Source organism: Pseudomonas sp. MF08831 (assembly GCF_059862645.1).
This window is the reverse complement of sequence record NZ_JCBCUX010000001.1, coordinates 56,041-68,410: the sequence shown is the minus strand read 5'-3', so window position 1 is coordinate 68,410 and position 12,370 is coordinate 56,041. Positions and strand designations below refer to the sequence as shown.

The following is a 12,370-nucleotide window of genomic DNA, read 5'->3' as shown; positions in this document are numbered from 1 at the left end:
CCGCCACCTTTGTGCGCCGTCTACCCGGCTCAGCGCACCTGATTATTTGGAGATACACAATGTCTACCTCCCCTGTCACCTTGATGGTTGCGCGCCGCGTGGCCAAAGGGCGTTATGAAGAATTGATGGCCTGGCTGCGTGAAGGCGAGCAATTGGCCACTGACTTCCCCGGTTACCTGGGTTCCGGTGTACTGGCTCCGCCGCCCCACGACGACGAGTTTCAAATCATCTTCCGCTTTGCCGACGAAAAAACCCTGCACGCCTGGGAGTTTTCCGCCTCGCGCAGTGCCTGGTTGAGCCGTGGCAGCGAGCTGTTCGCCGACCCGTCCGAGCATCGCGTCAGTGGCATCGATGGCTGGTTCGGCGCCGTGGGTGCACGGCCGCCGCGCTGGAAACAGGCTGTGGCGATCTGGCTGGCGTTTTTCCCGGTGTCGCTACTGTTCAACTTCGTCCTGGGGCCGCTGCTCAACGAATTGGACCTGGCCCCACGCGTGCTGGTCAGCACTTTGGCGCTCACGCCCTTGATGGTTTTCTGGTTCATTCCCCTGTCGACGCACCTGCTGGCGCACTGGCTGCACCCCACACCGCCGACGCGCAAGGTCGCCGAAGCTGCCGCTTGAGTACAGGGGCGGCCGGTCGCTGGTATAGTTTCAGCCTGCCAGCGACTTGAGCCTCCCATGACTGCAACGAACGCCCCGATCCTGATCACTGGTGCCGGCCAGCGTGTCGGCCTGCATTGCGCCGAGCGCCTGCTGGACGAGGGCCAGCCGGTTATTTTCAGCTACCGCAGCGAGCGTCCAGGCGTTGAGGCCTTGCGCGAGCGTGGCGCGGTCGCCGTGTTTGCCGACTTCTCCAGTGAAGCCGGGATTCTGGCCTTCATCGCCCAACTGCAAACCCACACCAACAGCCTGCGCGCGATCATCCATAACGCATCGGCGTGGGTCGCGGAAACGCCCGGCGACGAAAGCCGCGCGTTTACCGACATGTTCAGCGTGCACATGCTTGCGCCGTACCTGATCAACCTGCATTGTTCACCCTTGCTGCAACGCTCTTCACCTGCCGATATCGTGCATATCAGCGACGACGTAGTGCGCAAAGGCAGCCGCCAGCATATTGCCTATTGCGCCACCAAGGCCGGGCTCGACAGCCTCACGTTGTCGTTTGCTGCGCAGTTCGCGCCGCTGATCAAGGTCAATGGCATTGCGCCGGCGATGGTGATGTTCAACGAGGGCGACGACGCGGCCTACCGCGCCAACGTCCTGGCCAAATCGGCACTGGGCATCGAACCCGGGCCCGAGGTGATCTACCAGAGCGTGCGTTACCTGCTGGACAACCCTTATGTCACCGGTACCACCCTGACCGTCAACGGCGGGCGGCATATCAAGTAAGCCGTTTGTGAGGATGTTGTATGACCTTGTCCCTGCCCCAACACTACCGCGAAATTCTCAAAGGCCTGGGCGAAGACCCGGAACGCGAAGGCTTGCTCGACACCCCCAAGCGCGCTGCCAAGGCCATGCAGTACCTGTGTCACGGCTACGAGCAGAACCTGGACGAAATCGTCAACGGTGCGCTGTTCGCGTCCGACAATGACGAAATGGTGATCCTTAAGGACATCGAGCTGTATTCGCTGTGCGAGCACCATTTGCTGCCCTTTATCGGCAAGGCCCATGTGGCCTATATTCCGACCGGCAAGGTGCTCGGGCTGTCGAAGCTGGCGCGCATTGTCGACATGTACGCGCGACGCCTGCAGATCCAGGAAAACCTCACGCGGCAAATTGCCGACGCGATTCAGCAGGTCACCCAGGCCGCCGGCGTGGCAGTGGTGATCGAAGCCAAGCACATGTGCATGATGATGCGCGGCGTGGAAAAACAGAATTCAACCATGAACACCTCGGTGATGCTCGGCGCGTTCCGCGAGTCGAACACCACCCGCATGGAGTTCCTGCAACTGATTGGACGGAGCAAGTAGCAATGCCACAACTTCAACCAGGCATGGCGCGCATCCGGGTCAAGGACCTGTGCCTGCGCACCTTTATCGGCATCAACGAGGACGAGATCCTCAACAAGCAGGACGTGCTGATCAACCTGACCATCCTGTACGCCGCCCAGGAAGCCGTGCGCGACAACGACATCGATCACGCGCTGAACTACCGCACCATCACCAAGGCCATCATCGCCCACGTCGAAGGCAACCGCTTCGCCCTGCTCGAGCGCCTGACCCAGGAGCTGCTGGACCTGGTGATGAGCAACGAGTCGGTGCTGTACGCCGAAGTCGAAGTGGACAAGCCTCACGCGCTGCGCTTTGCCGAGTCGGTGTCGATAACGCTAGCTGCAAGCCGCTAGCTGCAAGCGCTAAGCTAAAGGCCGACCACACTCCAACTTGCAGCTTGAAGCTTGCCCGCTTGAAGCTGTCTCAAAGAGACCACCATGAACGATCAACAACGCCTCGAACTTGAAGCCGCCGCCTTCCGCCGGCTGGTTGCACACCTGGACAGCCGCAAGGATGTACAGAACATCGACCTGATGAACCTCTCGGGCTTCTGCCGTAACTGCTTGTCCAAGTGGTACAAGGCCGAGGCCGATGAGCGCCACATCGAGCTGAGCCTCGATGACGCCCGTGAAGTGGTGTACGGCATGCCGTACGCCGAGTGGAAAGCCCAATACCAGAAAGAAGCCAATGCCGAGCAACAGGCGGCGTTTGCCAAAGGAAAAACCCATGACTGATTTGAACACCCTGCGCGCCAGCCTCAACAGCGGCGAACATGCCTTTGCTGACACCTTGGCTTTTGTAGCCACGGGTTACGACTACCAGCCGCAAGCCTTCACCAATGGCAACGTGGAAAACGCCGCCGGGCAGAACGAAGGGTCGTGCAAGACCCTGGGCCTGGCGTTGCTGGAAGGCTTGAGCGATCAGGAAGCGCTGCTGGCGTTTGGCGAGCATTACCGCTCGGTGGTGGCTACGCCTGAAGGCAGCGATCACGGCAACATTCGTGCGCTGATCGAGCATGGGTTGGCGGGTGTGAAGTTCGCCGCACAGCCACTGACCCGCAAATCCTGAGTCAGGCATAGATCAAAATGTGGGAGCGGGCTTGCTCGCGAATGCAGAGTGTCAGTCAATACGTCTGGTGACTGATACACCGTATTCGCGAGCAAGCCCGCTCCCACATTTGAACGGCGGTGTTGCATAAATCGCAGACATAAAAAAACCGGCCTCGCAGCCGGTTTTTTCATTTCAACGGGTTTAGAACGAAGCGTTCTTCAAACCGTCGAGGTAACGCTCGGCGTCCAGGGCCGCCATGCAGCCGGCGCCGGCCGAGGTGATGGCCTGGCGATAGACGTGGTCAGCCACGTCACCGGCGGCAAAGATGCCTTCGATGTTGGTTGCGGTGGCATTGCCCTCACGGCCGCCTTGCACCACCAGGTAACCGTCTTTGGCTTCCAGCACGCCTTCGAACAGCGAGGTGTTCGGGGTGTGGCCGATCGCGATGAACACGCCGTCGACTTTCAGCTCGTCGAAGCTGCCGTCGTTGTTTTTCAGGCGAGCGCCGGTCACGCCCATGTTGTCGCCCAGGACTTCGTCGAGGGTGGCGTTGAGCTTGAGGATGATCTTGCCTTCAGCGACACGGGCGTGCAGCTTGTCGATCAGAATCTTCTCGGCGCGGAAGGTCTCGCGGCGGTGAACCAGGGTCACGGTGCTGGCGATGTTAGCCAGGTACAGCGCTTCTTCCACGGCGGTGTTGCCACCACCGACCACGGCAACAGGCTTGTTGCGGTAGAAGAAACCGTCGCAGGTCGCGCAGGCGGATACGCCTTTGCCCATAAATGCTTCTTCCGACGGCAGGCCCAGGTAACGGGCGCTGGCGCCAGTGGCGATGATCAGCGCGTCACAGGTGTACACACCGCTGTCGCCAGTCAGGCTGTAAGGCTTTTTCGAGAAGTCGACTTGGTTGATGTGGTCGAAAACGATCTCGGTTTCAAAGCGCTCGGCGTGTTCTTTCATCCGCTCCATCAGCACCGGACCAGTCAGGCCATGGACGTCGCCCGGCCAGTTGTCGACTTCAGTGGTGGTGGTCAACTGACCGCCCGCCTGCATGCCGGTGATCAGCAGCGGCTTGAGGTTGGCTCGGGCAGCGTAAACGGCAGCGCTGTAACCGGCAGGGCCGGAACCGAGAATAATCACTCGCGAATGACGGGTATCAGACATGACTCACTCCTATCGACCGTCCGGACTACAGAACGGCTGGAATAAAAAAGGACCGCGAAGCACTTGGGGAAGGCTTGAACTCGCAGATCCTGAAAATAATGGGTGCAGCGTATAGAGGGGGGCAAGATTAAGGAAATACGGAATAACAATCCAGCTCATAGGTGGTCTCTATCCCTGCCACCCGATTAATCGACGCCATTGTGCTTAGATGTTACCGCTGATGTCGCTGCTTTCACCCAGGATGCAAAGGCGGTAAGGTCGGCGCGTTTGTCATCCTGCTCGGAGTTCTCCAATGCCCGCCCCCGCTCTTTCCGGCCCGCAGTACCTGCGCGAAGGCCTCAAACTGGTATTGAGCCCAGGCCTGCGCCTGTTTGTAGTGCTGCCGCTGACGATCAACCTGGTGCTGTTCGTCGGTTTGATCTACTTCGCCGGCCATCAGTTCAGCCTGTGGGTCGACACCTTGATGCCGACGCTGCCGGGCTGGTTGAGTTTCCTCAGTTACATCCTGTGGCCGCTGTTTGTGGTGCTGGTGGTGCTGATGGTGTTTTTCACCTTCACCATGCTGGCGAATATCATCGCGGCGCCCTTCAACGGCTTTCTCGCCGAGAAAGTTGAAGTGGTGGTGCGCGGCACCGACGACTTCCCGCCGTTCAGCTGGGGCGAACTGGTGGCGATGGTGCCCCGCACGCTGGCGCGGGAAATGCGCAAGCTGGGCTACTTCCTGCCACGCGCCATCGGCCTGGTTATCCTGTCGTTCATTCCGGTGGTCAACCTGATCGCCGCGCCGTTGTGGCTGCTGTTCGGCGTGTGGATGATGGCGATCCAGTACATTGACTACCCGGCAGACAACCACAAGCTGGGCTGGAACGAAATGCTCGCCTGGCTGCGCCAGAAGCGCTGGCAGAGCATGAGCTTCGGCGGCATCGTCTATCTGGTGCTGCTGGTGCCGGTGGTCAACCTGCTGATGATGCCAGCGGCGGTGGCCGGGGCCACGCTGTTCTGGGTGCGTGAACAAGGCGCCGAGGCCATGGCGATGCAGAAAGTGACCCGGTCATAAATCCATCATGCCAATGACACAATGACGACATGGCCCACGGTGACACTGTGGGTCATGACGACAGCTTCGCTTCACATCACCCTGATCACCGAAACCTTCCCGCCAGAGATCAACGGGGTGGCCAATACCCTTGGCCGCCTGTGTGAAGGTTTGCGCGCGCGCGGCCATCAGGTCGAGTTAGTGCGTCCACGCCAGGGCAGCGATCAGAGCCGCCCCAGCGATGACGCGCTGCTGCTGTGCCGCGGCTGGCCGCTGCCAGGCTACCCCGGCCTGCAATGGGGCCAGTCGTCGATGCATAAGTTACTGCGCCGCTGGACCCGTCAGCGCCCCGACGTGCTCTACATCGCCACCGAAGGGCCGTTGGGCTTGTCGGCGTTGCGCGCGGCACGGCGCCTGGGCATCAGCGTGGTCAGTGGCTTTCACACCAACTTCCAGCAGTACTCGAACCAATACGGTTTGAGCCTGCTCAGCCGCATGGTCACGCACTATTTGCGCTGGTTCCATAACCGTTCGACGCTGACGCTGGTCCCCAGCACCAGTCAGCGCCTGGAGCTGGAGCGGCGGAATTTCGAGCGTCTGGGAATGTTGGCGCGCGGGGTCGACAGCCAGTTGTTCCACCCAGCGAAACGCGACCACGCCTTGCGTGAAAGTTGGGCATTGAACGCTGAGCAGATCGCCGTGCTGCACGTAGGTCGACTGGCGCAGGAGAAAAACCTGGGGTTGCTCAAGCGCTGCTTTGAAACCTTGCAAGACACCTATCCGTTGCGCCAGATGAAACTGATCATCGTCGGCGATGGCCCCCAACGCACGATGCTGGAAAAGGAACTGCCTGAGGCGATTTTCTGCGGCACCCTGCGCGGTGAAGAACTGGCCCGGCATTACGCTTCCGGCGATGTGTTCCTGTTCCCCAGCCTGACCGAAACCTTCGGCAACGTGGTGCTGGAAGCCATGGCCTCGGGATTGGGGGTGGTGGCCTACGATCAGGCGGCCGCAACCCAGCATATCCGCCATGGCTACAACGGCGTGCTGGCGATGCCGGGGGATGAGGCTGCGTTTTGCGATGCCGCCAACTGGTTGCTGGAAGATGCAGAGAGCCTGCGCCGTATGCGCCTGAACGCTCGCCAACATGCGAGCCGCCAGGGCTGGCCGGCGATTATCGAACAGTTCGAACGTCAGTTACGCGGAGTGTGCAAGGACGGACACCCGGTGCCCGCCCTTTCGCCTCTTACACCAGGGTCGTCAACGCCTCACGACTGAACGGCAGGATGTCGCCCTCACGCCCCTCGCGCACCTTCACCGCCCAATCCGGATCCACCAGCAAGGCACGGCCCACGGCGACCAGGTCGAACTCATCGTTATTAAGGCGCTCCAGCAGCTTTTCCAGGCTGGCCGGCTGCGCGACCTTGTCGGTGTTGACCATGAACTGCAGGAACTCGCCGTCCAGGCCGACGCTGCCAACGGTGATGGTCGGCTTGCCGGTGAGCTGGCGCGTCCAACCGGCCAGGTTGAGGTCGGAACCTTCGAATTCCGGCTCCCAGAAACGACGGGTTGAGCAGTGGAAAATATCCACACCCGCGTCGGACAACGGCTTGAGGAACTCACCCAGCGCCTCGGGTGTTTGCACCAGGCGCGCAGTGTAGTCCTGCTGCTTCCACTGCGAGAAACGCAGGATGATCGGGAAGTCCGGGCCTACGGCGGCGCGGATGGCCTGGATCAGTTCGATGGCAAAACGCGAACGGTTGGCCAGACTGCCACCGTATTCGTCGGTGCGCTGGTTGCTGCCTTCCCAGAAGAACTGGTCGACCAGGTAACCGTGGGCGCCGTGGATCTCCACGCCGTCCATGCCGATGCGCTGGGCATCCTTGGCGGCTTGGGCGAAGGCATTGATCACGTCCTGGATGTCCTGGGTGGTCATGCCGTGGACGACCACATTGCCGTCCTTGAGTTTTTCCATCGGGCCGTAGGCCGGGACGCTGGCGTCAGGCTCGGTGCCGATACGGCGCACGCTGCCCACGTGCCACAGTTGCGGCACGATCTTGCCGCCTTCGGCGTGTACGGCGTCGACCACTTTCTTCCAGCCAGCCAGCGCGGCCTCACCGTAAAAATGCGGAACGTTCGGGTAACCGTTGGAGGCCTGATGACCGACCACGGTACCTTCGGTGATGATCAGGCCCACGCCGGCGGCGGCGCGGCGGCGGTAGTATTCGATGACCTTGGCATTGGGCACGCCACCCGGCGAAAACGAACGCGTCATGGGCGCCATGACCACGCGGGTCGACAGTTGCAGTGCACCGAGCTGGAAAGGTTTGAACAAGGCTTGGACAGGCATGGGAGCACTCCGCGGAAGAGGTATTTATGATGCAGATAATATGAGCAGTGTGCAGCGCCTGAAAGCACTATTGATCTGGGTGATTAAGGGGTAAAAGTCAGGAAGTGAATCACCACAAAACCCGTGGCGAGCGGGGTTGCCCCGCGTTGGGCGGCGCAGCAGCCCCATTTGAAGCGAGCGCGTTTATCGGCTTAATGGCGGTGTCTGTTTTGGGACTGCTTGGCAGCCCAACGCGGGGCAAGCCCGCTCGCCACAACAAGCGCGCTTGTCACAGAAGCGCACTCGCTGATGAAAACCTTTGGTGGCGTTCAGCTCAGGGCTTTTTCGATGGCCTGCACGATTGTCGGATCATCCGGCGCGGTACGCGGCGAGAATCGAGCCAGCACTCGCCCGTCCTTGCCGAGCAGGAACTTCTCGAAGTTCCAGGTGATATCCCCAGGAAACTCGGCGCCCTCGCCCGCCAGTAAACGGTACAGCTGGTGGCGATCGTGGCCGTTGACGTCGAGCTTGCTGCCCAACGGGAAGGTCACACCGTAGTTCACGTTGCAGAACGCCTGGATTTCTTCCTCGGTGCCCGGTTCCTGGCCCGCAAATTGGTTGCACGGCAGGCCCAATACGGTAAACCCTTGGCCCTTGTACTGCTGATAGAGGTTTTCCAACGCCGCGTATTGCGGGGTCAAGCCACATTTGGAGGCCACATTCACCACCAGCACAACTTGCCCCTTGAAGGGCGCCAGCGGTAGCTCTTGACCATCCAAAGCTTTGAGTTTCAGGTCGTGGAAAGCACTCATGACGAACTCCAGATATCCCATGTTCTTCGCATTGCGGCCGTTCGAGATTACAGACTGCAAGCCTGCAATCATAGACGCCGATTACAAAACTCGCCTGTCGGCTACTGAGCGGTCGGCCACGGCAAAATCGGAATCGCCGTGACTGCGTTTTGCGGGCTGCCTTCGATCAAACGGTCGCTGTAAACCAGGTAAACCAGGGTATTGCGCTTCTTGTCGAGGAAGCGCACCACCTGCATGGTCTTGAACACCAGCGAGGTGCGTTCCTTGAACACTTCGTCGCCATCCTTGAGTTCACCCTTGAAGTGAATCGGGCCAACCTGGCGGCAGGCGATCGAGGCTTCGGCGCGGTCCTCGGCCAGGCCCAGGCCGCCTTTGACGCCGCCCGTCTTGGCGCGCGACAGGTAGCAGGTCACGCCATCAACCTTGGGATCATCAAACGCCTCGACCACGATCCGGTCGTTAGGCCCGACAAACTTGAACACCGTCGACACCTGGCCAATTTCTTCAGCCGAGGCCAGCAGCGGCAGAGCCAGCAACAGGCCGAGTACTCCGTTCATGACGCGCATCGTGTATTCCCTTTATTTAGACCAGGATCAGGTTATCGCGGTGAACCAGTTCCGGTTCGGCCATGTACCCTAATAGTCCGACAATCGCGTCAGACGATTGTCCAATGATTTTCTGCGCTTCAAGGGCGCTGTAGTTGGCCAGGCCACGGGCGATCTCACGACCATCGGGCGCAACGCACACCACCATCTCGCCACGGCGGAAGCTGCCCTGCACCAGCTTGACACCCACTGGCAGCAGGCTCTTGTTGCCCTGGGACAGCGCCGACACGGCGCCATCGTCCAGCACCAGCGTGCCACGGGTTTGCAGGTGCCCGGCCAGCCACTGCTTGCGCGCCGCCAGCATGCCGCGTTCCGGCGACAGCAACGTGCCAATACGCTCACCGGCCTTGAGACGGTCCAGCACACGCTCCAGGCGCCCGCCGACGATGATGGTATGCGCGCCGGAACGCGCGGCCAGGCGTGCAGCACGCAGCTTGGTCTGCATGCCGCCACGGCCCAGCGCGCCGCCGACGCTGCCGGCCACGGCATCCAGCGCCGGGTCATCGGCGCGGGCTTCGTAGATCAGTTGGGCATCGGGGTTGTTGCGCGGGTCGGCGTCGAACATGCCATCGCGGTCGGTGAGGATCACCAGCAGGTCGGCTTCCACAAGGTTGGCCACCAGCGCAGCCAGGGTGTCGTTGTCGCCGAAGCGGATTTCGTCGGTGACCACCGTGTCATTCTCGTTGATCACCGGGATCACTTTGAGCTCGACCAGCGCGCGCAAGGTGCTGCGGGCGTTGAGGTAACGCTTGCGGTCGGACAGGTCGTCGTGGGTCAGCAGGATCTGCGCCGTGTGGCGGCCATGTTCGGCAAAGCTGGATTCCCAGGCTTGCACCAGGCCCATCTGGCCGATGGCAGCGGCGGCTTGCAGCTCGTGCATCGCGCTGGGTCGCGCGGTCCAGCCGAGGCGGCTCATGCCGGCGGCAACGGCCCCGGACGACACCAGCACCAACTCGACACCGGCCTCATGCAAGGCCACCATCTGCTCGACCCAGACGCTCATGGCTGCGCGATCCAGACCTTTGCCATCCGCCGTCAGCAGCGCACTTCCGATCTTTACGACCCAGCGCTGCGCACCTGTCACTTTGCTCCGCATCATCTTCAACCTTAGATTGAGGGCTGCGCGACCCAGCGCGGCCCATAACGTTATTCGTGACTACTTTAGTGACTACCCGTATACCCAGATACCAAAACGCCGCTCGAGTGAGCGGCGCTTAAGTTTACTGCAACGAATCAGTCGCGCACGTAAATGATTTCCGGACCGTCTTCATCATCCACGTCTTCTTCGTCCCAATCATCGTCGCCGATGTCATGGACCGACTTCACGCCGCTGCGGCGCAGGGCACGCTGGTCATCCAGGGCTTGCAGCTGGGCACGGGCTTCGTCTTCGATCTGTTGATCGAGCTCGGCGAGTTCGGCCTTGAATACCGGGTCGGCCGCCAGGCGGTCGGCGCGGTCTTCCAGGTAGCGCATGATGTCGCGGGTCAGGCGCTCGGTGCCTTCTTTGGCGATGGCCGAGATCACGTAGACCGGACCTTCCCACTCCAGGCGATCGACGATTTCCTTGACGCGCTCTTCGTGCTCTTCTTCCAGGATCTGGTCGCACTTGTTGAGCACCAACCAACGATCGCGCTCGGCCAGGGCCGGGCTGAACTTGGTCAGTTCGCTGACGATCACTTCGGCGGCGTCCGGTGCGCTGGTGTCATCCAGCGGCGCCATGTCGACGAGGTGCAGCAGCAGACGGGTACGCGACAAGTGCTTGAGGAAGCGAATCCCCAGGCCGGCGCCATCGGAAGCACCTTCGATCAAGCCTGGAATATCGGCGATCACGAAGCTTTTCCAGCGGTCCACGCTGACCACGCCCAGGTTTGGCACCAGGGTGGTGAACGGGTAGTCGGCGACTTTCGGCTTGGCGGCCGAGACCGAGCGGATGAAGGTACTTTTGCCGGCATTCGGCAGGCCCAAGAGGCCGACGTCTGCCAGTACTTTCATTTCCAGCTTGAGGTCACGCTGCTCGCCCGGCTTGCCCGGCGTGGTCTGGCGTGGTGCACGGTTGGTACTGGACTTGAATCGGGTGTTACCCAGACCGTGCCAGCCGCCCTGCACAACCATCAGTTTCTGGCCGGCCTTGGTCAGGTCGCCAATCACTTCCTGGGTGGCCGAGTCGATGATCGTGGTGCCGACCGGTACGCGCAGCACCAGGTCTTCGCCTTTTTTACCGGTGCAGTCGGTGCTGCCGCCGTTGGAGCCACGCTCGGCATCGAAGTGCCGGGTGTAACGGTAGTCGACCAGGGTGTTGAGGTTTTCGTCGGCCATCATGTAGATGGAACCGCCGTCACCGCCATCACCACCGTTGGGGCCACCGTTTTCGATGAATTTTTCGCGACGGAAACTCATGCAACCGTTACCGCCGTCGCCTGCTTTTACTCGGATGGAAACTTCATCAACGAACTTCATAACAAAACGCCTCTCGTCGCATGGACGAGCTTAAGAAACCAAGACATAAGACTCTTGCAAAAATGAGCGCAGCGACCTCAAACAATGACCGCCTATCCAGCGCCTGAGCTCATTACAAACAGCTTTGCAAGAGACTCACTCCACAAACGAAAAAGCCCCGTCGCGAGACAGGGCTTTTCCAGCGATCGCGCAATTAAGCGGCGACAACGCTCACGTAACGGCGGTTGAAAGCGCCTTTTACTTCAAACTTGATCACGCCTTCGATTTTAGCGAAGAGGGTGTGATCTTTACCCATGCCAACACCGTAACCGGCGTGGAATTGGGTGCCGCGCTGACGCACGATGATGTTGCCCGGAATGATTTTCTGGCCGCCATACATCTTCACGCCAAGGCGTTTGGCTTCTGAGTCGCGACCGTTACGGGTACTACCACCAGCTTTTTTGTGTGCCATGAGTCAATTCTCCTAGTGAGGAATTAGGCTGAAATTAAGCCTGAATACCGGTGATTTTGATCTCGGTGTACCACTGGCGGTGGCCCATACGCTTCATGTGGTGCTTACGACGACGGAACTTGATGATGCGGACTTTATCGTGACGACCTTGGGAGATCACTTCAGCCACAACGGTAGCGCCAGCAACAACTGGAGCGCCGATGTTCACGTCATCGCCATTGGCGACCAACAGAACGCGATCAAAGGTAACGGATTCGCCAGTGGCGACTTCCAGTTTTTCGATCTTCAGGTATTCACCTGGGGCGACCTTGTATTGCTTGCCACCAGTAACAATTACTGCGTACGACATGGTATTTCTCCGATAATCCTGCTCACCCAGCGCTTTATAAGAAGAGGTATTGGCTGGCATGGCTGCATGGGATGGACGTCCCGAATGCAATTGCGTAAGGCAGGTGCTGCCCAGGAAGTTCAGGGTG

The 12,370-nt window shown here is 60.3% G+C and carries 16 protein-coding genes; 8 read left to right on the top strand and 8 right to left on the bottom strand.

The window, feature by feature from the left end; translation table 11 throughout:
• Nucleotides 1–59 precede the first annotated feature (59 nt).
• The 6 genes from AC19YS_RS00335 to AC19YS_RS00310 all read left to right on the top strand — a co-directional run bounded on the left by AC19YS_RS00335 (nucleotide 60) and on the right by AC19YS_RS00310 (nucleotide 3,058).
• Nucleotides 60–620 carry a putative antibiotic biosynthesis monooxygenase gene (locus AC19YS_RS00335; protein ID WP_200623797.1) on the top strand — a complete coding sequence of 187 codons (561 nt, stop codon included), beginning with the start codon at nucleotides 60–62 and terminating at the stop codon, nucleotides 618–620.
• A 57-nt stretch (nucleotides 621–677) separates the two neighbouring features.
• Nucleotides 678–1,388, top strand: a complete 711-nt coding sequence (gene folM / locus AC19YS_RS00330; protein ID WP_200623796.1) for a dihydromonapterin reductase — start codon at nucleotides 678–680, stop codon at nucleotides 1,386–1,388.
• A gap of 20 nt (nucleotides 1,389–1,408) precedes the next feature.
• On the top strand, nucleotides 1,409–1,969 hold the full coding sequence (gene folE, locus AC19YS_RS00325) for a GTP cyclohydrolase I FolE (protein WP_053257937.1): 561 nt from the start codon (nucleotides 1,409–1,411) through the stop codon (nucleotides 1,967–1,969).
• Between the two features lie 2 nt (nucleotides 1,970–1,971).
• Nucleotides 1,972–2,343 (top strand): dihydroneopterin triphosphate 2'-epimerase, encoded by a 372-nt coding sequence (gene folX, locus AC19YS_RS00320; protein ID WP_003194073.1) that lies wholly within the window; start codon nucleotides 1,972–1,974, stop codon nucleotides 2,341–2,343.
• Between the two features lie 84 nt (nucleotides 2,344–2,427).
• Nucleotides 2,428–2,724: a DUF1244 domain-containing protein gene (locus AC19YS_RS00315; RefSeq protein ID WP_106578210.1), complete on the top strand. Its 297-nt coding sequence runs from the start codon at nucleotides 2,428–2,430 to the stop codon at nucleotides 2,722–2,724.
• Nucleotides 2,717–3,058, top strand: coding sequence for a HopJ type III effector protein (locus AC19YS_RS00310; RefSeq protein ID WP_500600598.1), 342 nt, complete (start codon nucleotides 2,717–2,719; stop codon nucleotides 3,056–3,058). The genes AC19YS_RS00315 and AC19YS_RS00310 overlap by 8 nt, the downstream gene beginning before the upstream one ends.
• A 183-nt stretch (nucleotides 3,059–3,241) precedes the next feature.
• Here AC19YS_RS00310 and trxB read toward each other — a convergent pair whose 3' ends face one another.
• Nucleotides 3,242–4,204 carry a thioredoxin-disulfide reductase gene (trxB, locus tag AC19YS_RS00305; protein ID WP_200623793.1) on the bottom strand — a complete coding sequence of 321 codons (963 nt, stop codon included), beginning with the start codon at nucleotides 4,202–4,204 and terminating at the stop codon, nucleotides 3,242–3,244.
• Nucleotides 4,205–4,496: 292 nt separating this feature from the next.
• On the opposite strand from trxB, the gene cysZ reads away from it, so the two are divergent.
• Both cysZ and AC19YS_RS00295 read left to right on the top strand, forming a co-directional pair.
• The gene (gene cysZ / locus AC19YS_RS00300) at nucleotides 4,497–5,261 is read left to right on the top strand and encodes a sulfate transporter CysZ (protein WP_200623792.1); all 765 of its coding nucleotides are present in this window, start codon (nucleotides 4,497–4,499) and stop codon (nucleotides 5,259–5,261) included.
• A gap of 54 nt (nucleotides 5,262–5,315) precedes the next feature.
• Complete coding sequence (locus AC19YS_RS00295) at nucleotides 5,316–6,518, top strand: glycosyltransferase family 4 protein (RefSeq protein ID WP_119736716.1); 1,203 nt, start codon at nucleotides 5,316–5,318, stop codon at nucleotides 6,516–6,518.
• On the opposite strand, the gene AC19YS_RS00290 is transcribed toward AC19YS_RS00295, so the two are convergent.
• The 7 genes from AC19YS_RS00290 to rplU all read right to left on the bottom strand — a co-directional run bounded on the left by AC19YS_RS00290 (nucleotide 6,487) and on the right by rplU (nucleotide 12,243).
• Nucleotides 6,487–7,590 carry an NADH:flavin oxidoreductase gene (locus tag AC19YS_RS00290; protein WP_200623790.1) on the bottom strand — a complete coding sequence of 368 codons (1,104 nt, stop codon included), beginning with the start codon at nucleotides 7,588–7,590 and terminating at the stop codon, nucleotides 6,487–6,489. The genes AC19YS_RS00295 and AC19YS_RS00290 overlap by 32 nt on opposite strands.
• Nucleotides 7,591–7,898: 308 nt before the next feature.
• Nucleotides 7,899–8,381, bottom strand: coding sequence for a glutathione peroxidase (locus tag AC19YS_RS00285; RefSeq protein WP_106578205.1), 483 nt, complete (start codon nucleotides 8,379–8,381; stop codon nucleotides 7,899–7,901).
• Between the two features lie 101 nt (nucleotides 8,382–8,482).
• Nucleotides 8,483–8,947, bottom strand: a complete 465-nt coding sequence (locus AC19YS_RS00280) for a CreA family protein (protein ID WP_106578204.1) — start codon at nucleotides 8,945–8,947, stop codon at nucleotides 8,483–8,485.
• A 16-nt stretch (nucleotides 8,948–8,963) separates the two neighbouring features.
• On the bottom strand, nucleotides 8,964–10,082 hold the full coding sequence (gene proB, locus AC19YS_RS00275; protein WP_026013771.1) for a glutamate 5-kinase: 1,119 nt from the start codon (nucleotides 10,080–10,082) through the stop codon (nucleotides 8,964–8,966).
• A gap of 137 nt (nucleotides 10,083–10,219) precedes the next feature.
• Nucleotides 10,220–11,443, bottom strand: a complete 1,224-nt coding sequence (gene cgtA / locus AC19YS_RS00270; RefSeq protein WP_016976186.1) for an Obg family GTPase CgtA — start codon at nucleotides 11,441–11,443, stop codon at nucleotides 10,220–10,222.
• Nucleotides 11,444–11,636: 193 nt separating this feature from the next.
• Nucleotides 11,637–11,894: a 50S ribosomal protein L27 gene (gene rpmA / locus AC19YS_RS00265; RefSeq protein WP_003176049.1), complete on the bottom strand. Its 258-nt coding sequence runs from the start codon at nucleotides 11,892–11,894 to the stop codon at nucleotides 11,637–11,639.
• 34 nt (nucleotides 11,895–11,928) lie between these two features.
• Nucleotides 11,929–12,243: a 50S ribosomal protein L21 gene (rplU, locus tag AC19YS_RS00260; protein WP_007950961.1), complete on the bottom strand. Its 315-nt coding sequence runs from the start codon at nucleotides 12,241–12,243 to the stop codon at nucleotides 11,929–11,931.
• Nucleotides 12,244–12,370 lie beyond the last annotated feature (127 nt).